This is a genomic window from Paraburkholderia aromaticivorans, from assembly GCF_002278075.1.
Lineage (GTDB): Bacteria > Pseudomonadota > Gammaproteobacteria > Burkholderiales > Burkholderiaceae > Paraburkholderia > Paraburkholderia aromaticivorans.
In genome coordinates this window covers 3,065,027-3,086,715 of the sequence record NZ_CP022989.1, presented here as the reverse complement: position 1 = coordinate 3,086,715, position 21,689 = coordinate 3,065,027, and the positions used below count along the sequence as shown (strand labels likewise).

Here is a 21,689-nt window from a genome sequence, read left to right as displayed (position 1 = left end):
GTTCAAAGCTGGCTGTCGTGCCAGCCGCGCAAACCCGCGCGCGACACCCACGCCGTGATGGCGAACAGCACCACGCCCGTCACGGTGATCAGCAGTAGCGCCGCGAACAGACGCGGAATATTCAGCTGAAAACCCGCCTGCAAGATCTGATAGGCGAGCCCCGCGCCGCTGCCGCCCGTACCGGCGACGAACTCCGCCACCACCGCGCCGATCAGCGACAACCCGCTCGAAATGCGCAGGCCGCCGAAGAAATACGGCAACGCGCTCGGAATCCGCAAACGCACCAACGTCTGCCAGCGGGTCGCCCGATTGATCCTGAAGAGGTTGATCAAGCCGGGGTTCACGCTGCGCAAGCCGAGCACCGTGTTCGAGATGATCGGGAACAACGCCACCAGCGTCGCGCACAAGACCAGCGCGACGTTCATGTCCTTGACCCAGATGATGATCAACGGCGCGATCGCCACGACCGGCGTGACCTGCAACAGGATCGCGTAGGGAAAGAGGCTCGCCTCGATCAGTGGACTCTGCACGAACAGCAACGCGATGACGACGCCCAGCACCGTGGCCAGCGCGAACGCCAACAGCGTGATCTTCAGGGTCGCAAGCAGGCTGCCGAACAGCAGCGGCGCGTCCTGCACCAGCTCGCTCACGATCGCCGCCGGCGACGGCACCAGATACGCCGGCACCTTCATCACCACGCACCAGGCTTGCCAGCACGCCAGCACCACGACGCCGACCATCCACGGCGCGAGCGCCTTCATCACGCCGGGGCGTTGCAACCATGGCTGCCGCTGGGAACTGATAGCCGGCCTCGCGGCGGATTTCGCACGCTGCCCTGCGCCCTGCGCTGCAGCCGCCGCTGTCGACGACGCGGCAGCCGCCCCGCGTCCCGACTTGCCCGAATGACCCGCAAGCACTTCGCCCGTCATGATTGCACTCCTGTTTCTTCGTTCGCCAACGACGCGCGATGCGCATCGGCAATCAACTCCGAGAGCGTCTTGCAATGCTGCATGAACGGCTCGCTGACGCGATAGGCGTCGTCGCGTTCGAGCGGACCTTCGATCGGCACTTCGGCGATGATGCGGCCCGGCCGCGCCTGCATCACGACCACGCGGCTCGACAGATACACCGCCTCGTAAATGCTGTGCGTGACGAACACCACCGTCATGCCGCGCCGCTGCCACAACGCGCGCAAATCGCTGTCGAGGCAGTTGCGGGTGAATTCGTCGAGCGCGCCGAACGGCTCGTCGAGCAGCAGCAGATCCGGCTCGGTCACGAGCGCGCGCGCCAGCGACGCGCGCATCTGCATGCCGCCCGACAATTCACGCGGCAGCACGTGGCCGAATTTCGCGAGCCCCACGCCGTCGAGCGCGGCGGCCACGCGCGCGTCGGCTTCGCGGCGCGGCACATGCGCGAGATCGAGCGGCAAGCGCACGTTGTCGGCGACCGTGGCCCACGGCATCAGCGTCGCCTCCTGAAACACCATCGACATGCGCCGCCCCGGCGAGCCGACCGTCTCGAACGCTTGCCCCCACCAGCGCAGATGGCCGTGCGTGGGCGTTTCGATGCCGGCAAACATTTTCAGCAGCGTGCTTTTGCCGCAACCCGACGGGCCGAGCAGCGAAACGAACTCGCCGGGTTCGATGGCGAGGCGCACGTCCTGCAGTGCGATCGTGCCGTTCGCATAGCGCTTGTCGACGCGCTGCACCGAGAGCGACGGCGCGGCCACGTCAGCGATAAGGGCTTGAGTCGCCGCCATGATCATTCCTCCACGTGAATGGGCAATACTTCGCGAAATACTTCGGACTCGCCATGATCGTTCAGCAGCTTGAGCAGCATGCGGCGCATCAGCAAGCCGGGCTGATCCGATTCCATATGGCACTCCTGCTGACGCCGCACGTCGATGCACGCGTCGTAGTCGGTGGCTTCGAGAATGTCGCGGTCTTCGTCGGTGATCGGGCGATCCCAGTCGATCAGTTCCTGCGTCGAACACGCGTCTTCGGTGTCGTTGCGATAGAGCCATTGCGACAGCATCAGCGTGCGGTCGTCGATCGGCGTCGCGCAGTTGTAGATAATGTGATGGATGCCGCTCACCGGATACACGCAGCCAAAGCGCCGCGCGAACGGCATGAACCAGCGGTTGATCAGATGCCGCTCGGTGACTTCCTCGGTCGTGCCGGTGATGCGGTAGCTCGCCGGCGGATTGCGCACGGGCACATGCGTCTCGGCTTCGAAGCCCCAATCGTGCGGACGGAATTCGTACTTCGACGGTTTCGGATTGTCGAACAGGCCGAAGTTGCCTTTATGCACAAAGCTGAAATGCGAGTTGTCGAACGAGTTTTCCATCATGCGCAGCGGACTCGTTTCCCAACGCTCGTAAAACTGCAGGATGCGGCGATAGCCGGGCGCACCGTCTTCGGGAAACTCGGGGATGGGCTGCAACGGGTCCTCTAGCGCGACCCACGCGTAGCCGTAGCGTTCTTCGCAGCGATATGACGGCACCACGGCGCGCGACGGAATCGCGCCGCCGCCGTTCTGCGGAATTTTCACGCATTGGCCCGAGCAGTCGTAGGTCCAGCCGTGATAGCCGCAGGCGATATTGCCGTCGCTATCGACGAATCCCTTCGACAGTTTCGCCGTGCGATGGCAGCAACGATCGCGCAACGCGTGCGGCTTGCCGCCCGCGCCTTTCCATAACACGATCGGCTCGCCGAGCAAGGTGAAGGGCTGCGGTCCGGCGTCGAGTTGCGCCATCGGCATGATGGCGTACCAGAAGCGGCGCAGGACGTTTTGACGGGTGACCAGCATGTGATGCTCCTTCTTTCAGGCGTTCAGGCGTCGGGGCGAGGTGCGATGTCTGCGTGGAGGGCGGGCCTCAAGGCATCACCTTCGCGTTCTGAATGAATTGCAGCGTGTAGGCCGCGTGATAGTCGGTAGCGGGCTTGAGCAGTTTCGCGTCGACCATGTAATCGAAGGTCTTTTTCCAGCGCGCGTCGCTCATCGTGCCGATGCCTTGCGCGGCCGCATCGCCGCCGGTTACGAGCTTGAGTTTCTTCAGTTGCGCCACGCCGTAGGCGAGTTGGGCGTCGCTCATCTGCGGGTTGTCTTTCTTGATCAACGCATTGCCTGGTGCGGGATCGTTCAGATAGCTCTTCCACCCTTCCATCGACGCCTTCACGAAACGCGCCACGACGTCCGGCTTGTTTTTCATCGTGTCGCGCATCGTGACGATGGTCGAGTTGTACGGCGGATAGCCGTCATCGGCGAACAGGAAGAAGTGCGCGTTCGCATGAGCCTGCTCCGCCTGGAACGTTTCCGACGACGGATACGCCTGCATCGCCACGTTCGGATCGGCAAAGAACGGTTGCAGGTTGAAGGTGTACGGACGCGCTTGAGCCTCGGTGTAGCCGTACTTCGCCTTCAGCCACGGCCACCACGTCGTGCGGCCCGAACCGGCGACGAGGATCGTCTTGTTCTTCAGGCCGGCGAGACTGGTCACGTCGGCGTGGGTCATCATGCCTTGCGGGTCGTACTGGAACGCGGCGGCCACGGTGGTGACAGGAATGCCGGCTTCCACGCTGGAGAGCACCTGGAAGTCGTAGCCGAGCAGAAAGTCCGCCTGCCCGCCGGCCAGCAATTGCATGCCGTTGACCTGCGGACCGCCCATTTTGATCGTGACGTCGAGCCCGTATTTCTTGTAGATGCCGGTCGCGACGGCCTGATAGAAACCGCCGTGCTCGGCTTGCGCATACCAGCTCGTCAGCAGGCTGACGTGGTCGTCGGCGTGAGCCGGCGGCGCAACGAATACGCCAAGCGCAGCGCCGGCCAGGACGGCGGCGCTAGCGGCACGGGCCGCGATTGAACGAGCGGACACTGCAATGCGGGAGAGAAGATGCAACACGCGCATGACTGAACTCCGTGTGAATGTGGGAAGAGTTGGGATCGTGAGAAGGCAAGGCCGGATGCCGTAGAAGGAACGGGCGATGTGACTGCCACGCTGCGCGCATGCTCGATCGATACGACGCGTGGGTATGGATGAACGCAAAAGCGAACGCACAAGCGAACGCAACTCGCCGCGTGTGATTGCGGTGATGCACGACAATCGGGTGAACATTTGGGGCAACTGCATCGCACGCTCCTTGTTGGCGGAACCGGACAGTTCCGTTCAAACGCCGAATTGCTTCGACGTGGGCGCACGATGCGCCCCAAGAGCAATGCCCCACGGTGACCGGCATGGACATGCCGGCTCGCTAGCCGCTTCTACTCTGATTTTCCTTTAAGCGAATGTTGTGCCAGCTGCTGCGAAGCAGCATGCCACGCGTGCAGTGGGCGTTCAGGCGCAATGCGTCAGCGGCCTCCGCGTCGCACTGGCGTACGACTGCACTCGGGCAATGCGCGCCGGCACTGTCCAGGTGCAGATACGGCGCGAATGCTTCGCTAATGACGCGCCGGATCGCGAGCCGGGCCTGCCGCTTGCTGCATGGAACATGTCATCCAATCAGGAGAGAAACATGAGCGAAACGAAAGTGCGTGGCGATCAGAAACCGGCTGACATGGAACATCCGCAGCCGGTCGTACACAGCGACAACGAGAAAAGCAAGCTGCCCGAACGCGACGACGAGGGCCGCAATCAGTCGCCCGCAGACCGTCCGGGCAAAAAACCCGGCGAGGGAGAACCCTCGGTTAGTTGAAATCGTGCGTGTTGGAGGGCGAGCGGCTTTGCTGCTTTTTTTCAGCGAAGCCGCATAAATATTCCCCTTCAGCGCGCTTTCATACGGCAAACATTTCTTCCTTATTTTTACCGATTATTTTTTTGGTGTGATGGACTATTTTTCTGCTTGCAGCGACGTGTGCGTCAAGCGGACCAGCTGCCGCCCCTCAACAGATAACAAAGGCGACGCTTATGTCCATCACTTCGACCCCCTCCACCCACCCCAAGGTTTCCATCTGTCTGCCCACTTGCGACCGCCCTGATCTGCTCGTGACGTGCATCGACTCGTGCCTGACGCAAAGCTACGGCAATCTGGAAATCCTGATCGGCGACGACTCGGCGGACAGGCGCACGGAGCGGTTGATCACAACGCGTTATGCACGCGAGCCACGCGTGCGCTATATGAGGAATCAGCCTTCACTCGGCCAGGCGCGCAATGTCGCGAACCTGTTCAGGCGCGCGAGCGGCGACAAGATTCTGCTGATCCACGACGACGACCTGCTCACCACGGACGGCGTCGAAAAACTCGTGTCGTTATGGACGCTGCATCCGCGACTCGAAGTGGCATTCGGCGATCAGTATGAAGCCGACCATGGCGGCGCCATCGATTTCGCGGCGAGCGCGAAGCTGAACGCCGCGTTTCGACGCTCGAAGGATGCCGAGGGCCTGCAATCCCTGCCGGGTAGAACCGGGCTCATTCAGATGTTCCCGAACAACGGCTGGATGGCCAACGCCGAACTCGTGAAGCGGATCGGCTACAAAGACACGTACGGCGTGTGCTGCGACTTCGTGTTCGGCACCGAGCTGTGTCTCGCGGCGCGCGAGGTCTTCTACCTGCACGACTACGTGTCCGTGTATCGCAAGACGGCAAGCTCGATCTCGCACAGCACGCGCGGCACGACGGCCGCGGCGACGCTCTGCGCGTATGCGTACGTCAAGGCATTGAAGCTGCCGGCGCAACTCGAGCCGTCACGCAGATTGGCGTTGCGCCGTCTCGCGCCGATCGTGGTGTCGGCTCACGCGAAGAACCGTCAGGCGCTCGCCGGACTCAAGGTCGCCTTCGCCCATCTGTTCGCGTACCGCTATGGGCTGAACGCGCGGCTTTACTACCATCTTCTGATGCTCGCGCGTGGCGCGTTGAGCGCGCGCCAGCAGGCCGTGGCGGCGGCCGCGGTCGCTGCGGTGGCTACGGCGCCTGCGGTGGGCGTGGATCCGGCCGCCGTCGTCAAGGAGTTGGTCCCGGAGTTCGCGAGCGATCATTCGGAGCCGGTGTAACGCGGCGCCGGCGCTGAACGCCGGTCAGCGCGAGGGCAATAAGCGGGTTTTCTGCTAAGCATCCGCTGCTAAGCAAACGCGTATTTGTTGCTTGGTCTCACGCAACACGCTGACTAGGATAGGTGTGATCCATCACCAGACCTGAGGCGATACGCCATGTCCGACAGTGCCTGTTTCAAGCCGCGTGTGATCGAACCGGTCGTTGTCAACCAGCCTGAAGGATTGGGGCTCGCAGTGGAGTTGTGGCTCGCGCAACCCGTCGACGGAATCACCGGGCGGGCGCTGCAGATTCACTTGCGCAGCGGCGCGAAAATGGCGCAGGCCGAAGCGCTGCGCGATCTGCTGCACGCGTTGGGCACCGAGATCATCGTGGCGTGAGCGTGTGCCGTGCGGTCGATACGCCTTCCGCTCAAAGCGTTAAGGCCGCGAAAACGGCGCTCCGGGCCTCCCTGGAGCGCCGCTCGCGAACCGCTGCGGTCGTGCGTAATGGTGCCTTGAAGCCTCAAGGCTCGTGACGCAAATACCCTTCTTTCGACGGATCGCGCATACGCAGCGAGACGATGCCGGCAATCGCGCAGAGCGCAGTGACGTACCAGTAGAACGCGGACTCGCTGCCGACCGACTTCAACCACAGCGCGACATACTCCGCCGAGCCGCCGAAGATCGCATTGGCCACCGCATACGACAACCCCACGCCCAGCGCGCGCACTTCCGGTGGGAACATTTCCGCCTTGATCAGACCGCTGATCGACGTGTAGAAGCTCACAATGGCGAGCGCCAGCACCACCAGGCCAAATGCCGCATACGGGCTCGTCACGTCTTTCAGCGCATGCAGCAACGGCACCGTGCCGATGGTCGCGAAAAAGCCGAAGAACAGCATCGAACGGCGGCGGCCGATGCGGTCCGACAATGCACCGAACGCCGGCTGCATTACCATATACACGAACAGCGCCGCGGTCATCACGTTGCTGGCCGTCTTGGCATGCATGCCTGCCGTGTTGACCAGGTACTTCTGCATGTACGTCGTGAACGTGTAGAAAATCAGCGAGCCGCCGGCCGTGAAGCCGAGCACGGTCATGAACGCGCCTTTATGCACCCACAGACCGCGCAACGTGCCCGCTTCCTTGCGATGACGCGTCTCGGCCGTGGTGGTTTCGTCGAGCGATTTACGCAGATACAGCGCGATCAAGGCCGCCAGCGCGCCGATCACGAACGGCACGCGCCAGCCCCACGCCTTCAGCTCTTCGGTGGAGAGCGTTTGTTGCAGCACCACCAGCACGAGCAGTGCGCACAACTGGCCGCCGATCAGCGTGACATACTGGAACGACGCAAAAAAGCCGCGCCGCCCCTTGAGCGCGACTTCACTCATATAGGTCGCGCTGGTGCCGTATTCGCCACCCACCGACAACCCCTGGAACAGCCGCGCAACCAGCAGCAGCGCCGGCGCGAGCGCGCCGATCTGCGCGTAGGTGGGCAAGAGCGCGATCACCAGCGAGCCGCCGCACATCATGAACACCGACACCATCATCGCCCTGCGGCGGCCGTGCTTGTCGGCGAGACGGCCGAAGAACCAGCCGCCGATCGGACGCATCAGGAAGCCGGCCGCGAACACGCCGGCGGTGTTGAGCAACTGCGTGGTCGGATTGCCGCTCGGGAAGAACGCCGGCGCGAAGTACAGCGCGCAGAACGAATACACGTAAAAGTCGAACCACTCGACGAGATTGCCCGATGAAGCGCCAACGATCGCGAAGATGCGGCGCCGTGTGTCGTGAGCCGAAGCCACGGTTTGGTCGGTTAGGTCGGTCATGCTTGTTCTCTTTCCTTGTCTTTGAACGGAGGTAACGGTCGTGGCGCCGTCTTCACAACGCGCGAGCCGAGATGCCGTGGCGGCATGCTTCGCACGTGCGCGAATTTTACAGAAGTGCAAGGGAAAGATGGTGGTTTGTCAGGCCGCGATAAAAAAGCCCCTGCCAGTCGCACGATTGGCAGGGGCTTCTCACAGATCACGCTAATGTCCAAACGACCGCAGCTTCAGGACGGCGTCACACCCTCACCGCCGGCGGTACATAGCGGCACTCGTAACGCTTGCGAACCGTGCCGTTCTCATCGACGCTTTCCAGGTAGACGTCGAATTGCCACAGGCGCGCCATATGCTTGAGCACTTCGTCACTGTCACCGGAAAGATGCCGGTTGTCGCTCATGAAATGCCGTAGCGTCAAACTCCGGTCGCCGCGCGTATTTACCGCCCACACCTGAATGTTCGGCTCGCGATGATGCATGTCGTACTGCCGCGACAACGCCTGGCGCACGTACTGATAACCGCTGTCGTCGTGAATCGCCGAGACTTCGAGCGCGTCGCGCATGTCGTCGTCGAGCACCGAGAAGAGGCGCATTTCGCGGATCAGATGCGGCGACAGATACTGCGCGACAAAACTCTCGTCCTTGAAGTTGCGCATCGCGTAGTGCATGGCCGGTAGCCACGGGCTGCCCGCGAGTTCCGGGAACCACTTGCGGTCCTCTTCCGTGGGCGCTTCGCAGATCCGGCGAATGTCGCTCATCATCGAAAAGCCGAGCGCGTACGGATTGATGCCGCTGTAGTATGGCTTGGTGACCGGCGGCTGGTAGACCACATTGCTGTGCGAATGGAGAAACTCCATCATGAAGCCGTCTTCCAGCTTGCCCTGGTTGTACATGGTGTTGAGCAACGTGTAGTGCCAGAACGTCGCCCACCCCTCGTTCATCACCTGGGTTTGCCGTTGCGGATAGAAATACTGCCCGACCTTGCGCACGATGCGGATCACTTCCCGCTCCCACGGCTCCAGCAACGGCGCGTTCTTCTCCGCGAAATACAGCAGATTTTCCTGCGGCTCGGGCGGATAGCGCTCCTCGATTTCCTCCGGCAGCGGCGTATGCCGGGTCGGCAGGGTACGCCACAGTTCGTTGACCTGCGACTGCAGATAAGCCTCGCGTTCGCGGCGCGCCGCGAACTCCTTTTCCAGCGAGAGCTTTTGCGGACGTTTGTAGCGATCCACGCCGTAGTTCATCAACGCGTGGCACGAATCGAGCAGTTCTTCGACCCGGTCGAGCCCGAAGCGCTCCTCGCACTCCGCGATGTAGTTCTTCGCGTAGACGAGGTAGTCGATGATCGCGTGCGCATCCGTCCACAGCCGGAATAGATAGTTGCCCTTGAAAAACGAGTTGTGCCCATAGGCCGCGTGGGCGATGACGAGCGCCTGCATCGTCATCGTGTTCTCTTCCATCAGATACGCGATGCAGGGGTTCGAATTGATGACGATCTCGTACGCGAGGCCCATCTGCCCGCGACGGTAGCTCTTTTCGGTAGAGAGAAAGTGTTTGCCGAACGACCAGTGACGGTAGTTCACCGGCATGCCGACGGACGCGTACGCATCCATCATCTGTTCGGCGCTGATGAGTTCGAGCTGGATCGGATACACGTCGAGTTCATATTGCTCTGCAACACGGGCAATATGCGAGTCGTACTCTTCGATCAATTCGAAGGTCCAGTCGGACGGGCACGGCAGAGGCCGTCTATCGGCTACGTTCATACGGACTTCCCTTTGCCCCTCGGTGGGCGTTCCGGTGTGTCCCCGTGCTGCAGCAGTGTCGACTGCTCCGGCCGTGGCGGCTCCCGTATCGTCCGCCTTCGCCTCGGCATGCCCCGACTGTTGCTGCTGCGGCACGCCTTTCCCGCGCTCCGGCGCGCCGTTCTCTGGCTCGCCGCGCGCTTCGTTGTGCGGGGGCTTGTTCGTCATGAATTAGCCGCCTGCTTTTCAAACAATTCACGAAACACCGGATAAATGTCAGCCGCGGTCTCGACCTTCTTCATCGCCATGTGCGGCTGGCTCAGGGCTAATTGCGCATATTCCAGCCACAAGTTCTGCTCTTCCGGCGTCACCTGAATATACGCAAAATAGCGCACCTTCTCCAGGATGTCATCAGAGAGAATCTTGCGGCACTTTGGCGAGTCGTCGGTCCAGTTGTCGCCGTCCGAAGCCTGAGCGCCGTAAATATTCCATTCAGTCGGCGAATAGCGCTCGTCCATTACCTTCTGCATCAGCTCCAGCGCGCTCGACACGACCGTGCCGCCGCTTTCGGTCGAGTGGAAGAAGGTGTCTTCGTCGACTTCCTCGGCGCGCGTATGGTGGCGAATGAACACCACTTCGATCTTCTCGTAGTTACGCTTGAGAAACAGATACAGCAGAATGAAGAAGCGCTTGGCGAGATCCTTGCGCTGCTCGTCCATGGAACCGGACACATCCATCAGACAAAACATCACCGCCTGGCTGGACGGCGTGGGCTGCTTCACGCGGTTCACATAGCGCAAATCGAACGGATCGATAAACGGAATCCGCCAGATGCGCCCACGCAAATGGTGAATTTCCTCTTCGAGCAATTTGATCTCGTCGCGACGATCGTCGGGATCGGCTTTCATCACCTCCAGTTGCCGTTCCATCTCGTGCAACTGGTTGACGAGCGGCGCACCGAGCGCAATGCGGCGGCCAAGTGCGCTGCGCAGCGAACGAACCACGTCGATGTTGTTCGGCGTGCCTTCGGCGGCCCAGCCCGCGCGGATGCTCTTCCACGTGGGCACGGCCATCAGATGGGTTTTGACGAGACGCGGCAGTTCGAGATCGTCGAAGAAATACTGCATGAATTCTTCGCGGCTCAGCTCGAACACGAAGTCGTCCTGACCCTCGCCTTCATTGCTGGCCTGGTTGCCCCCGCCTCCACCACCGCCGCCTTGCGGGCGCTGGATCTTGTCGCCACGAATGTAGTCGGCATTGCCCGGATGCACCATTTCCCGCTTGCCGCCGGGGCCATGCCGGAACGACGGTTCCGCGATGTCCTTGCGCGGAATGGTGATGCTCTGGGTGTTCTGAATATCCTTGATGCTGCGATCGCGCACGGCTTCCGAAACGGCGCGACGAATATAGTTCTTAACGCGACGCAAAAAGCGTTCGCGATTCGCAATGCTCTTGTTCTTGCCTGCCAACCTGCGGTCGATGATTTGATGAAGCACGCCCGGTCTCCGATCCCATGCAGCTGCACTCATTTCGGGTGCGCGAGACGCACGCTGCCTGAAGCAACGCTATGTCCATGCAATTCGCGCCTCGCACGGTGCCCGCACGGAAGGACCGCGCGGGCGGCACGCAATGCGCATCATGACGACTTGCGCACGCGCAAATACCAGTCACACAGCAAGCGCACCTGCTTCGGCGTATAGCCCTTCGTCACCATGCGATTGACGAAGTCTTCGTGCTTGCGTTGCTCTTCCGCCGAGCCCTTGGCGTTGAACGAGATCACCGGCAACAACTCTTCCGTGTTCGAGAACATCTTCTTTTCGATCACGACGCGCAGCTTCTCATAGCTGACCCATGCCGGATTCTTCCCGCCATTGGCAGCACGCGCACGCAGCACGAAGTTCACGATCTCGTTGCGGAAGTCCTTCGGGTTGCTGATGCCCGCGGGTTTCTCGATCTTCTCCAGTTCAGCGTTCAGCGCCGCGCGGTCGAAACTCTCGCCGGTGTCGTGGTCGCGGAACTCCTGATCCTGAATCCAGAAGTCCGCATACGTCACGTAGCGATCGAAAATGTTCTGACCGTACTCGGAATACGACTCCAGATACGCGGTCTGAATCTCCTTGCCGATAAACTCCGCATAGCGCGAGGCGAGCACGTCCTTGATGAACGACAGATACTTCTGCTCGGTTTCCGGTGGGAACTGCTCACGTTCGATCTGCTGTTCGAGCACGTACATGAGGTGCACCGGATTGGCCGCGACCTCCGTCGAATCGAAGTTGAACACGCGCGAGAGGATCTTGAACGCGAACCGGGTCGACACGCCGGTCATCCCTTCGTCCACGCCCGCGAAATCGCGGTACTCCTGATAAGACTTGGCCTTCGGATCGGTGTCCTTCAGGTTCTCACCGTCGTACACCTGCATCTTCGAGAACAGGCTCGAATTCTCCGGCTCCTGCAAACGCGTGAGCACGGACATCTGCGCCATCATCTTCAACGTGCCCGGCGCGCACACCGCATTCGCCAGCGACGAATTACGCAGCAGCTTCTCGTAGATCTTGATCTCTTCACCGTAGCGCAGGCAGTACGGCACCTTCACCACGAAGATCCGGTCGAGCAGTGCTTCGTTGTTACGGTTGTTGCGGAACGCCTTCCATTCGGACTCGTTCGAGTGAGCCAGAATCACGCCGTCGAACGGGATCGCGCCAAACCCTTCCGTGCCCTTGAAGTTGCCTTCCTGGGTTGCAGTCAGCAGCGGGTGCAGGACCTTGATCGGCGCCTTGAACATTTCGACGAACTCGAGCAGGCCCTGATTGGCAAGACACAGACCACCGGAGTAGCTGTAAGCGTCCGCGTCGTCCTGTGCGTACTGTTCGAGCTTGCGGATGTCGACCTTACCGACCAGCGACGAAATGTCCTGATTGTTTTCGTCACCCGGCTCGGTCTTGGCGATACCGATCTGGCGAAGGATCGACGGATAGCGGCGCACCACGCGGAACTTGCGGATGTCGCCGTTGTATTCGTGCAGGCGCTTGACCGCCCACGGGCTGAGGATACTTTTCAGGTAACGGCGCGGAATGCCGTACTGTTCTTCGAGAATCGGGCCGTCTTCCTCGTAGTCGAACAGACCGAGTGGCGACTCGTTCACGGGCGAGCCCTTGATCGCGTAGAACGGCACGCGCTCCATGAGCTGCTTGAGACGTTCCGCGATCGACGATTTACCGCCGCCGACCGGGCCCAACAGATACAGAATCTGCTTCTTTTCTTCAAGCCCCTGGGCCGAGTGCCGGAAGTAGGCGACCACCTGCTCGATCACCTCTTCCATTCCGTAGAACTCACGGAATGCGGGGTATACCTTGATGACCTTGTTCGCGAAGATGCGCGACATGCGCGGATCGTTACGCGTGTCGATCTGTTCCGGCTCCCCGATTGCCGTCAACATGCGTTCGCCAGCCGTGGCGTACGCGGCGGGATTGTCTTTGCAGAGCGCGAGATACTCCTCGAGCGAGAGCTCATCTTCTCGCGTTTTCTCGAAGCGGGTCGCGAAACTGCTGTAGATATCCATGCTACCTCCTCGCCGAAGTCTAGACCGATGTCGTGCGCGGCGCGCTATTCGGAAACGACATCGCTCGAATTCATCCTAAACCCTTTTAAATTTTTTTTCACGAACTACGTTGCGAAAATCGCGCCGCATTCGCCTCCCGACATTCCTCACTTGGAAACAAAGTTTCGACCACCTACAATCTTGCACTCGTATCGCAGCAATTGCACTTACACGTCACTGCCTTTCCCTCGCGCCTTGCCGCCGTATCAGCACTCTGAAGCAGTGCTGCTCATTGCTTCTGCTTCAGTGTCGTGCCTCAGTGTCCTGCCTCAGTATCCTGCAATACTGCCCTGCGCGATCCGCTACGTTCATCGAACAATCCCACTGCTGTATCGGACAGCGTGTCTGCACACACGCACTTTGTTGCTGAAAGCGCGGACGCCTGCCCGCTTTATGTGTCCGGCCACTTTTTTCCTCAACGCGCGACACAAGCGTTCGGTCTACACAAACAGTGGCCTGTTACATGTTCGTGGACCGGTCATGCGGCATGTCAATGCCGGCATGTATTCCGGCCGCGCTGTTTCAAGCGTTCGTCAATGCGCGAGCGGTTTTGTTCCGCGCCCTTTCACGAGGCGTGTCATCCACTTCAGCGAGAGCGGAGCATGCTTCGTACCTCCTACGTCGCTCGACATTAACCGCGCCGGCGGCAGGGTTAGCCGCATGCACTCCTGTTCAACTGGATGACGGCCCGAGCCCGCCTCGTTCCAATAGGTGTATACGGCACGGTCGCCGACACAGATGCGATAAATGCAAAACGGCCGCCCGCAGGCAGCCGTTTGAAAGGAGCTTCGTAATGCGCTGTTACAAGCGCGGCCTTTCAGGTCAGTTCAATCTCCACTTCACCAAGGCCGTCGATATGCCCACGCACGATGCCCGCTTTGTCCAGTCTGTGTGCGCCGACGTACGAACCGGTGGTGAGCGTCCATTCCGGCTCGATGGTGATGCCCATGGCGGCGCAATGGTTGACGAACCACACCAGTAGTTCGCGCGGGTCGCCGGCCGGATTGCCGGTAGCCTCCGGGATCAGCGAATCACCATCGAAGCTTAGCTCCAGTTCGGGTGAAACGAAGTCGAAGCCACGCGCGAGCCCCGCATACGCGACGGGATGACCCGTGATCAACGCGCCGTTGTTCTGGGCGTCGGCCAGTTGCGCAAGCGGTGCGACATTGGGCCACTCGGCGAAGCGGCTGTCGACGATCTCGATGGCCGGCAGCACGACGCCGACCTTCGCCAGCACCTCGTCGCGCGCATAGGCCCGGCCGCGCGGCTCGATCGCCTCCGCGAAGCGGAAGGCGATTTCCAGCTCCACCAGCACCCGGAAAAAGCCGGCATGCGCGACGCGCGCCGGCGACGGCAGCACCAGCGAGGCCGGAATCGGCGCGCCGGAGGCGGCGCCGCCCGGCACTTTGGCGCCGATCTTCCAGCCACCGGTCGATTCGCCGAGACCGGCGATGACCGCCTGCTGGATCGCGTACGCGGTTGCCGCATCGGGCGGCAGGCTGTCGGGTGCGGGGACATCGATCGGGCGATGCTGCCGGCGTGCTTCGACGAGGCGGTGCGCGAGGTCGTGAGGCGTCATGTCGGTCCTTTGTGGCTGGCGCATTGAGCGGTTGAGTGTGGCGTGGCGGGGTGGCCAGAGATGGCAGCGCTCGACAGCGCGTCACGGGCCTCGTCGAATGGACGAGCCGCGTCAGCGATTGGCGCTACATGCCTGGCTGCGTCCCCAATGGGTGCTTTCTTCGGGGCGCCCCAAGGAGACATCGCCGGGGCCGCCCCCAAGGCGAATTTCTCAGGGCGTCCGTCAATGTACCGGATCATGGCGCTTGCCAGGGGACGGACTGCCAGCGCAAACGTTACTTAGTGCGCACACCATGAAAAAGACCGCGAATGCGCGCGCAATCACGGTCTCTTTTCGAGCGGCGCGGTGCGCTGCGCCTGAGCCGACCCATTTAGTGGGCACTACTGCCATTTCGGGAACGGATGTTGCAACTGCCGTCCGTTCAGAACGTTTCCCAATCCTGATCGCCGCCAGCACCAGCGCTGACCGCAGCGCGGGCGGGCGCGCGTGCCGTTGCGGCAACGGCCGGCGTCGCGGCGGCCGGCGCGTTCGGCACGGCTGCGGGTTGCGGCGCGGGCTTGACGGCGGGAGCGCGCGAAACCTTGCGTGCGACCACCGAGCGCAGCGGTGCCGGCGCGCGCTGGGGCGCCGCGCTCACAACAGGGCTGGACCCGCCGTCTTGCAGCTGAAAGACGGCGACTGCCTGACGCAGCTTGCCGGCCTGATCTTCGAGCGAAGAGGCTGCGGCCGCCGCCTCTTCGACCAGTGCAGCGTTTTGCTGCGTGACTTCGTCCATTTGCGTGACGGCGCGTGCCACCTGATCGATGCCGCCGCTCTGCTCTTCCGAAGCCGCGGCGATTTCGCCCATGATGTCGGTCACGCGCTGCACCGCGCCGATGATGTCGGTCATGGTGCGGCCGGCTTCGTCGACCAGCGCCGAGCCCGACTGCACGCGCTCGACCGAGGTATCGATCAGCTCCTTGATTTCCTTCGCCGCCGCCGACGAACGCTGTGCGAGGCTGCGCACTTCGCCCGCCACGACCGCGAAACCGCGGCCTTCTTCGCCGGCGCGCGCCGCTTCGACGGCCGCGTTCAAGGCCAGGATATTGGTCTGGAACGCAATTCCCTCGATGATCGAAATAATGTCGGCGATTTTCGCGGAGCTCTGATTGATGTCGCCCATCGTGCCGACCACCTTGTCGACCACGGCGCTGCCCTTGTTGGCGATCTCCGACGCGTTGGCCGCCAGCGAGCTCGCCTGACGGGCGTTGTCGGCGTTCTGCTTGACCGTGCCGGTCAGCTCTTCCATGCTCGACGCGGTTTGCTGCAGCGCCGAAGCCTGCTCTTCGGTGCGCGAGGACAGATCGATATTGCCGGCTGCGATCTGGCGGGTGGCCGTCGCAATCGATTCGCTGCCGCTGCGCACCGTGCGCACCGTTTCGGTGAGGCTGCGCTGCATTTTGGCGATACCTTCGAGCAGTTGCCCCATCTCGTCGCGCGAAGTCACGACCACCGGGCGGCGCAGATCGCCCGCCGAGATCGCCTCGAAATGATCGAGCGCCGCGTCGAGCGGCCGGGCGATCGCGCGGCTGAGCGTCAGATACGAGATCGCCGCGGCCAGCACGCCGATCAGCAACGCGCCCGCGCTGACGAGGCGAAACAGTTCGAAGCTGCTCTGCGCCGCGTCGTAGCCGTCTTTGGCCGACGTGAACTGGTACTTGCGCAGGGCGTCGTCGGCATTGGCGAGCTCGTTGTAGGCGGCTTGCAGGCGCTTGGCGCCGTCGACCAGCTTGCTTTGGTCGTTCGCGGTGATGATCGCCGCAAAGGCATCCAGTTGCTGATGCAGCCCTTCACGTTTGGCGACGACCTCCTGTGCGAGGCGCTCTTCATCCGCGTCGCGCGGCAGGTCCATATACTTTTTCCACCACATGTCGGAGGTGGCGCGCATGCCGCGCGCGCGCTCGAGCGTCGACGCCACTTCCGGCGAGCCGATCATGAACGCCGCCCGGTCGAGCGCGAGCCGCTCGCGCGCCGCGTAAAGCTCGGCGTTACCGATATCGACCGCGCTCGGCATGGCGTTCGTGAAGGTGTCCCTGTAAGCGTCGTTCGAACGGCTCATGCCGAACAAACCGAAGACGCCGATCGCCACCAGCAACGCGGAGAGAAAAGCCATCGTGAGGCCTATGCGCGCCTTGATCGTAATGCCCTTGTTCAACATGTCTGGTTCCTGTGCTTGAAAATGAGAGTGGCAGACGCAGCGGGTGGCGTGTGGCGGCTGCGTGTCGGCGCTCATTCGAAGGGGCGCTCTAATATCCCCTGTTTACGGCACAGCGATTCGTTCCTTGAAGCATTTATATGGTATGAGGAAAGGTGCCGAACAAGACGGGAAGAAATTACAAATTGCTGACGGCAAAGGGCGTCGCGGGCGCGGGACGCGCACAAACACGCACGGAAGAGAGTCCGAGGGAACGTGCGGTGGCTGTGGCATTCGGCGCAGGCACCGCGCTGAAGGCAAGCGCTACGCAAGCATCGCGAACTCGGTGCCCGTGCTCTTGACAGCGGTTACGCACGAATGCGTCGCGCGAGCGAGCGTCGCTGCGCAAAGGCGCGCCTGAAATGCGCGCGCGGTTATCGGCTCAGGCCGCCCTAGGTTACCGGCTCACGCCGCCGGGTCAGGCCGCCAGATCGCGTTTGGCCGCGCCGCCCCAGGTCGCGGTGGACTCGCGCACGATCAGGCGCGGCGTCACGACGCGGCGGCGGCCGAGCGGACGCGCACTGTCGGACGAGCCGCCGGCAATGCGCTCGATCAATGTCTGCGCGGCCATGTCGCCGAGCGCGCGCACCGATTGTCCGACGGTCGAGAGCGCCGGATAGGTGAAGCGCCCCAGTTCGATATCGTCGAAACCGATGATCGAGCAATCGCGCGGCACGCTGATATTGCGTTCCGCCGCGGCGCGCAGCGCGCCGATGCCCATCATGTCGTTGCAGGCGAAAATCGCCGACGGCTTGATCGTGTCGAACAACTGGCCGGCCGCGCGGTAGCCGCCGGTGCCCGTATAGTCGCTTTCCACGATCGCGTCGGGCGGAATCTCGATGCCGCGCTCCGTCATCGCGCGGATAAAGCCGTGCACGCGCATCGCGCTGACCGCCGTCTGAACCGGGCCGGTAATGCAGCCGATCCGTACGTGGCCCAGTTCGAGCAAATGCCGGGTGGCCAGATACGCGCCCTTATCGTGGTCGATCTGCACGAGATCCGCATTCAGCCCTTCGATGTTGCGGTCCAGAATCACCAGCGGCTCGCGCGAGTCGGCGAGCGTCTGCGCGAGCACGGCGTCGTCGCCGGCGGACGCGACGATCAGACCGTCGATCCGCTTCTCCTGCAGCACGCGCAGGTAGTTACGCTGTTTGGCCGGATCGTCGTCGGAATTGCAGAAGAACACGCAGTAGCCGTTGCGCGAGCACCCGTCCTCGATCCCGCGCGCCAGTTCCGCGAAATACGGGTTCGTGGTGTTCGGCACGACGAGCCCGATCGTCGCCGTTGCCCGTGCTTTCAGCGAGCGGGCCACCGCAGACGGAACATAGTGAAGCTGACGGATCGCGTGTTCGACCTTCGCGCGCACGTCAGCCGACACCGGCCGCGAGTTGTTCACCACGTGCGATACCGTCGTGAACGACACGCCCGCCGCGGCCGCTACATCCTTGATCGTCGCCATAACCTGTTGCTCTCCTGCCTCTTTTTACCCGCCGGCCGCGCCACCTGGCGACCGAGCGGCCGTTCTCTTCGAAGACCGACTAAACCCGTGAAAACCGACGCTTTGATGCTCGCTTCGCTGCGAATGTTGCCTGTGCTGCTCCTGTTGCCTGTGCTGCTTGCGCTGCTTGTGCTGCCTGTACTGTGTGTGCTGCCTGTACCGCCCGTGTTCTCCGCCACTTTCCGCGCTGCTTATCCCTGAGCTGCCCGTACCGCCCTTGCCGGGCCTGCTGCCCTTGCCGCGGCTACCGCGACAGCCGGCCGCGCCACCGCGTGCCGGCTTGCGCCGGCACCCGATCAGGCGCGCTTGCGGCGGCTGCGATACGTATCCAGCACCACCGCCACCACGATCACCGCGCCAGTGATCATGCGCTTGGTCGGCTCGTTCGCGCCGATCTGCGCAAGGCCGGCCGCCAGCACCGAAATGATCAAGACCCCGAAAAAGGTGCTGATCACCGAGCCGCGCCCGCCCATCAGGCTGGTGCCGCCGATCACCACGGCCGCGATCACCTGCAGTTCCACGCCCTGGCCCGCATTCGGATCCGCCGCTTCCAGACGCGAAATCTGGAACAGCGCGGCCAGTCCGGCGAGCGCGCCCATCAGCGCGAACACGATGACCTTGTACGGCCGCGGGTTCACGCCCGCGAGGCGCACGGCCTCCTCGTTGGTGCCGATGCCGACCAGGTAGCGGCCGAACACCGTGCGCGTGAGCACCAGTTGCGCGATCACCATCACCGCCACCGCGATCAGGAACGCGGGCGAGATGCCCAGCGCGATCGGGTTCGACAGAAAGTCGAACGCGTCGCCGATATAGGCGGTGCGCGAATTCGTCATCTGATACGCCATGCCGCGCGCGGCTTCCAGCACGCCGAGCGAGACGATGAACGACGGAATCCGCCAGCCCACCGTCACCGCGCCGGTGACGGTGCCGGTCAGCGCCGCCGCGGCGACGCCGAGCAACGCCGACGGCAGCGGCCCCCAGCCCCACTTCAGCGCGGCCACGCTCACCACCGACGCGCCCAGCGCCAGCACCGACCCCACCGACAGGTCGATCCCGGCGATGATCAGCACGAAGGTCATGCCCACCGACATCACCACCAGATCGGGAATCTGATTTGCGATCGTGCTGAACGTGTCGTACGTCAGAAAATGCGAACTCAGCAGCGAGAACAGCACGATCATCGCCAGCAACGCGCCGGCGAGCCCAAGGTAATTCGAAAAGCCAAGCCGCGTGCCGGCGGGCTTGCCGCTCGCGAGCGGCGCCGACGGGTCGGCGGGCGGCGCGACGCCACCCACGCCACCCACGCCACCCGCGCCACCCGCGGCACCCGCGGCATTCGCGCCCGGCTGGTCGCCCGACGCTTCAGGCAACGATTGGTCGTTCATGACAGACTCCCTGCTTCGCTGGTGTCGGGGGCGGGGTGCAGCAACGCTTCGCGGCTGCGGTAGCCGGCGAAAGCCGCGGCCAGCAACGCGTCCTGCGACCAGTTGCCGCGCTCGAACACCCCCGTCATGCGGCCCGCGGACATCACGCCGATCCGGTCGCAGATCAGCATCAGCTCACGCAGGTCGCTCGACACCACCACGAGCGCCCGCCCTTCGCGGGCCAGCGCACCCATCAAGCCATAAATATCGAACTTCGCGCCGACGTCGATGCCGCGCGTCGGTTCGTCGAATAACAGCACGCGGCAGTCGCGCGCCAGCCAGCGGCCGATCACGACTTTCTGCTGGTTGCCGCCCGACAGTTCGCCGACAATCTGCCCCGGCCCGGACGTGCGGATCCGCATCGCGGCGATTTGCGTCTGCGCCAGCGCGTTCTCCCGCTTCGCATCGACGATGCCGTGCCGCGCCACGCTGCCGATATTGCCGAGCGACACGTTGGCCGCGATCGGTTGCGGCAGCAGCAGCCCCTCGCCTTTGCGGTCTTCGGTGATCAGCGCGATGCCCGCGCGCACCGCGTCCGAGGGCGAAGCGATCTGCACCAGCGTGGGCGGCGCGCCCGGCGTTCGGGCCAGCGCGACGCTGCCGCTATCCTTTTGATCGGCGCCGTAGATCAGCCGCATCAACTCCGTACGGCCCGCGCCGATCAGGCCGCTGATGCCGAAAATCTCGCCCGCGCGCACGTCGAACGACACGTCGCGCACCACCTTGCCGCGCGTAAGCCGCTCCACTTTCAGAAGCGGCGCGCCGATGTTGCGCACGCCCAGATCGATCCGCTCGCCGAGTTCGCGGCCGACCATCCAGGTGACGATTTCGTCGCTGGTCAGGTTGGCCATGGCGTCGACATGCACCAGCCGTCCATCGCGCAAGACCGCGATCTGCTCCGCCACCCGCGCCAGTTCCTCGAGCCGGTGCGAGATATAGACGAGCGCCACGCCGCGCGCCTTGAGCCGGTCGATCTGTTCGAACAGCAGATCGACCTCGCGCGCGGTCAGCATCGCGGTCGGCTCATCGAGGATCAGCACGCGGCAATCGTCGATCAGATTGCGCGCGATTTCCACCATCTGCTGATGGCCGATACCGAGTTCGCCGACCAGCGTGTCCGGATCGATCGCGTCGAGGCCGACCTGCGCCATGGCCTGCCGCGCGTCTTCACGCAGCTTGCGCCGGTCGATCCAGCCGAAGCTGAACGCGCCGACCCGCGGCAGGCGGTTCAGGAACAGGTTTTCGGCCACCGACAAAGTGGGCAGCAGATTCAGCTCCTGCATGACCATGCGCACGCCGAGCGCCTCGGCTTCGGTACGGCTTGCCGGCGCGTAAGGCTCGCCGCCCAGGCGCATCGTGCCGGCGGTCGGTTCGACCAGCCCACCGATGATTTTGGACAGCGTACTCTTGCCCGCGCCGTTCTCGCCTGTCAACGCCAATACCTCGCCGGCGCGCAGCGACAACGAGATGTCGGCGAGCACCGGCTCGGCGTAGGTCTTGCCGATGCCGCTGACGGACAGCACGGCAGGCACGGCGTCGTGGTCGGTTGAATCCATCGCAATCCTGGTTCCAAGGCGGCGGCGCCGGCCTCGCGCGATCCGCTCGCAGGAAGCCGCCGCCGGCGGTCTCGTGTCATGCGGCCCAATGCGCGGAATGCGCCGGCGCCAGCCGCCACGCCCCTCCCGTCGCGCGGCGCCGTCATGACGCTTACCTCTGGAATTAACGGCGGCGCGGCAGGTTTCTTGAGCGCTTATTGAATAGCCGCGGGTTCGCGAGCGCACAACATGCAACGAGCATGAAACGGCGTTGCTGCGAACCTGCGTTCC

General features: G+C 63.1%; 17 protein-coding genes. 4 read left to right on the top strand and 13 right to left on the bottom strand.

From position 1 onward, the window contains the following. Positions 1-2: 2 nt before the first annotated feature. The 4 genes from CJU94_RS14110 to CJU94_RS14095 form a co-directional block, all read right to left on the bottom strand. Positions 3-761 carry an ABC transporter permease gene (locus CJU94_RS14110; protein ID WP_095420356.1) on the bottom strand — a complete coding sequence of 253 codons (759 nt, stop codon included), beginning with the start codon at positions 759-761 and terminating at the stop codon, positions 3-5. 164 nt (positions 762-925) lie between these two features. Beyond that, positions 926-1,759, bottom strand: a complete 834-nt coding sequence (locus CJU94_RS14105; protein WP_095419207.1) for an ABC transporter ATP-binding protein — start codon at positions 1,757-1,759, stop codon at positions 926-928. A gap of 2 nt (positions 1,760-1,761) precedes the next feature. Beyond that, positions 1,762-2,808 (bottom strand): aromatic ring-hydroxylating oxygenase subunit alpha, encoded by a 1,047-nt coding sequence (locus CJU94_RS14100; RefSeq protein WP_095419206.1) that lies wholly within the window; start codon positions 2,806-2,808, stop codon positions 1,762-1,764. Positions 2,809-2,875: 67 nt separating this feature from the next. After that, the gene (locus CJU94_RS14095; protein WP_095419205.1) at positions 2,876-3,907 is read right to left on the bottom strand and encodes an ABC transporter substrate-binding protein; all 1,032 of its coding nucleotides are present in this window, start codon (positions 3,905-3,907) and stop codon (positions 2,876-2,878) included. 604 nt (positions 3,908-4,511) lie between these two features. Here CJU94_RS14095 and CJU94_RS14090 point away from each other — a divergent pair. The 3 genes from CJU94_RS14090 (at position 4,512) to CJU94_RS14080 (ending at position 6,364) form a co-directional block, all read left to right on the top strand. Then, on the top strand, positions 4,512-4,691 hold the full coding sequence (locus CJU94_RS14090) for a hypothetical protein (protein ID WP_177204973.1): 180 nt from the start codon (positions 4,512-4,514) through the stop codon (positions 4,689-4,691). A 212-nt stretch (positions 4,692-4,903) separates the two neighbouring features. Continuing rightward, the gene (locus CJU94_RS14085) at positions 4,904-5,986 is read left to right on the top strand and encodes a glycosyltransferase family 2 protein (RefSeq protein ID WP_095419204.1); all 1,083 of its coding nucleotides are present in this window, start codon (positions 4,904-4,906) and stop codon (positions 5,984-5,986) included. Positions 5,987-6,142: 156 nt separating this feature from the next. Beyond that, a complete protein-coding gene (locus CJU94_RS14080) occupies positions 6,143-6,364 on the top strand; it encodes a hypothetical protein (RefSeq protein WP_095419203.1) in 222 nt (73 codons plus the stop codon). 124 nt (positions 6,365-6,488) lie between these two features. On the opposite strand, the gene CJU94_RS14075 is transcribed toward CJU94_RS14080, so the two are convergent. From CJU94_RS14075 to CJU94_RS14040, 7 genes are all read right to left on the bottom strand, one after another. Beyond that, positions 6,489-7,793: an MFS family transporter gene (locus CJU94_RS14075; protein WP_095419202.1), complete on the bottom strand. Its 1,305-nt coding sequence runs from the start codon at positions 7,791-7,793 to the stop codon at positions 6,489-6,491. Between the two features lie 235 nt (positions 7,794-8,028). Then, the gene (locus CJU94_RS14070; RefSeq protein WP_095419201.1) at positions 8,029-9,759 is read right to left on the bottom strand and encodes a SpoVR family protein; all 1,731 of its coding nucleotides are present in this window, start codon (positions 9,757-9,759) and stop codon (positions 8,029-8,031) included. Next, a complete protein-coding gene (locus tag CJU94_RS14065) occupies positions 9,756-11,027 on the bottom strand; it encodes a YeaH/YhbH family protein (RefSeq protein ID WP_091793773.1) in 1,272 nt (423 codons plus the stop codon). The genes CJU94_RS14070 and CJU94_RS14065 overlap by 4 nt, the downstream gene beginning before the upstream one ends. A 140-nt stretch (positions 11,028-11,167) precedes the next feature. Continuing rightward, the gene (locus CJU94_RS14060) at positions 11,168-13,090 is read right to left on the bottom strand and encodes a PrkA family serine protein kinase (RefSeq protein WP_007181736.1); all 1,923 of its coding nucleotides are present in this window, start codon (positions 13,088-13,090) and stop codon (positions 11,168-11,170) included. Positions 13,091-13,946: 856 nt separating this feature from the next. Continuing rightward, complete coding sequence (locus CJU94_RS41405; RefSeq protein ID WP_095419199.1) at positions 13,947-14,708, bottom strand: 2-keto-4-pentenoate hydratase; 762 nt, start codon at positions 14,706-14,708, stop codon at positions 13,947-13,949. Between the two features lie 421 nt (positions 14,709-15,129). Then, on the bottom strand, positions 15,130-16,905 hold the full coding sequence (locus CJU94_RS14045; RefSeq protein WP_095419198.1) for a methyl-accepting chemotaxis protein: 1,776 nt from the start codon (positions 16,903-16,905) through the stop codon (positions 15,130-15,132). Between the two features lie 454 nt (positions 16,906-17,359). Further along, positions 17,360-18,400 carry a LacI family DNA-binding transcriptional regulator gene (locus tag CJU94_RS14040; RefSeq protein WP_095419197.1) on the bottom strand — a complete coding sequence of 347 codons (1,041 nt, stop codon included), beginning with the start codon at positions 18,398-18,400 and terminating at the stop codon, positions 17,360-17,362. Between the two features lie 87 nt (positions 18,401-18,487). On the opposite strand from CJU94_RS14040, the gene CJU94_RS40870 reads away from it, so the two are divergent. Further along, a complete protein-coding gene (locus CJU94_RS40870; protein ID WP_157763750.1) occupies positions 18,488-18,640 on the top strand; it encodes a hypothetical protein in 153 nt (50 codons plus the stop codon). Between the two features lie 95 nt (positions 18,641-18,735). Here CJU94_RS40870 and CJU94_RS14035 read toward each other — a convergent pair whose 3' ends face one another. After that, entirely contained in the window at positions 18,736-19,824 is a 1,089-nt protein-coding gene (locus CJU94_RS14035) for an ABC transporter permease (protein WP_095419196.1), read from the bottom strand. Then, complete coding sequence (locus CJU94_RS14030; protein WP_095419195.1) at positions 19,821-21,419, bottom strand: sugar ABC transporter ATP-binding protein; 1,599 nt, start codon at positions 21,417-21,419, stop codon at positions 19,821-19,823. The genes CJU94_RS14035 and CJU94_RS14030 overlap by 4 nt, the downstream gene beginning before the upstream one ends. Positions 21,420-21,689: the final 270 nt, after the last annotated feature.

Bases quoted from the DNA above. Each gene is read 5' to 3' on its own strand.
- CJU94_RS14090 (WP_177204973.1), top strand. From the start codon at position 4,512: ATGAGCGAAACGAAAGTGCGTGGCGATCAGAAACCGGCTGACATGGAA.
- CJU94_RS14070 (WP_095419201.1), bottom strand. From the start codon at position 9,759: ATGACGAACAAGCCCCCGCACAACGAAGCGCGCGGCGAGCCAGAGAAC.
- CJU94_RS14085 (WP_095419204.1), top strand. From the start codon at position 4,904: ATGTCCATCACTTCGACCCCCTCCACCCACCCCAAGGTTTCCATCTGT.
- CJU94_RS14075 (WP_095419202.1), bottom strand. From the start codon at position 7,793: ATGACCGACCTAACCGACCAAACCGTGGCTTCGGCTCACGACACACGG.
- CJU94_RS14030 (WP_095419195.1), bottom strand. From the start codon at position 21,419: ATGGATTCAACCGACCACGACGCCGTGCCTGCCGTGCTGTCCGTCAGC.
- CJU94_RS41405 (WP_095419199.1), bottom strand. From the start codon at position 14,708: ATGACGCCTCACGACCTCGCGCACCGCCTCGTCGAAGCACGCCGGCAG.
- CJU94_RS14095 (WP_095419205.1), bottom strand. From the start codon at position 3,907: ATGCGCGTGTTGCATCTTCTCTCCCGCATTGCAGTGTCCGCTCGTTCA.
- CJU94_RS14080 (WP_095419203.1), top strand. From the start codon at position 6,143: ATGTCCGACAGTGCCTGTTTCAAGCCGCGTGTGATCGAACCGGTCGTT.
- CJU94_RS14060 (WP_007181736.1), bottom strand. From the start codon at position 13,090: ATGGATATCTACAGCAGTTTCGCGACCCGCTTCGAGAAAACGCGAGAA.
- CJU94_RS14035 (WP_095419196.1), bottom strand. From the start codon at position 19,824: ATGAACGACCAATCGTTGCCTGAAGCGTCGGGCGACCAGCCGGGCGCG.
- CJU94_RS14045 (WP_095419198.1), bottom strand. From the start codon at position 16,905: ATGTTGAACAAGGGCATTACGATCAAGGCGCGCATAGGCCTCACGATG.
- CJU94_RS14100 (WP_095419206.1), bottom strand. From the start codon at position 2,808: ATGCTGGTCACCCGTCAAAACGTCCTGCGCCGCTTCTGGTACGCCATC.
- CJU94_RS14105 (WP_095419207.1), bottom strand. From the start codon at position 1,759: ATGGCGGCGACTCAAGCCCTTATCGCTGACGTGGCCGCGCCGTCGCTC.
- CJU94_RS14110 (WP_095420356.1), bottom strand. From the start codon at position 761: ATGAAGGCGCTCGCGCCGTGGATGGTCGGCGTCGTGGTGCTGGCGTGC.
- CJU94_RS14040 (WP_095419197.1), bottom strand. From the start codon at position 18,400: ATGGCGACGATCAAGGATGTAGCGGCCGCGGCGGGCGTGTCGTTCACG.